Source organism: Sphingomonas panni, assembly GCF_022664435.1.
Taxonomy (GTDB): Bacteria; Pseudomonadota; Alphaproteobacteria; order Sphingomonadales; family Sphingomonadaceae; genus Sphingomonas; species Sphingomonas panni.
The window spans coordinates 1-693 of the sequence record NZ_JAKREU010000025.1 but is presented as its reverse complement, the minus strand read 5'-3'; the positions used below and the strand labels follow the sequence as shown (position 1 = coordinate 693).

General features: G+C 64.5%; 1 protein-coding gene. It reads right to left on the bottom strand.

Annotated features, from left to right (window positions below):
- Nucleotides 1-34: 34 nt before the first annotated feature.
- On the bottom strand, nt 35-693 hold a 659-nt coding region (locus MF609_RS19805; protein WP_242417757.1), incomplete at its 5' end, for an IS3 family transposase.

Here is a 693-nt window from a genome sequence, read left to right as displayed (position 1 = left end):
TGAGCAGCCCCCACCGGGTGGTCCGGGTTGATAGTTAGTGCATTGTCGTCTCCGCCGCCATTGCCGGTCGGAGGTGGAGCGAAGCGGAACCGGAGGCCGGCAATGGCGGTGTCGCCGCTTCCGGGGCGGGTGGTCGATAGCCGAGGCTGCTGTGCGGTCGGACAGTGTTGTAGTGACGCCGCCACGCCTCGATCAGCACCCTGGCTTCAGCGAGGGTGTAGAAGATCTCGCCGTTCAGCAGCTCATCCCGCAGCGAGCCGTTGAAGCTCTCGTTGTAGCCGTTCTCCCATGGCGAGCCCGGGGCGATGTAGAGCGTCTTCACGCCGATCTGCCTGAGCCAGGTCTGGACGGCGGCGGCGATGAACTCGCTGCCATTGTCCGACCTGATATGCGCGGGCGGACCACGCTCGATGAACAACTCGGCCAGCGCTGCCAGTACGTCTTCGTGTTTGAGCTGGCGCGCGACGACGAGTGCCAGGCACTCCCTGCTCGCCTCGTCGATAATGGTAAGGATGCGGAACTTGCGTCCGTCATGGGTGCGTTCCTCGACGAAGTCGTAAGCCCAGACATGCCCCGGATACTCCGGCCGCAACCGGATGCACGAGCCATCGTTCAGCCATAACCGGCCGCGTTTCGGCTGGCGCTGCGGCACCTTCAGCCCCTCGCGTCGCCAGATCCGTTCCACCCGTTTAT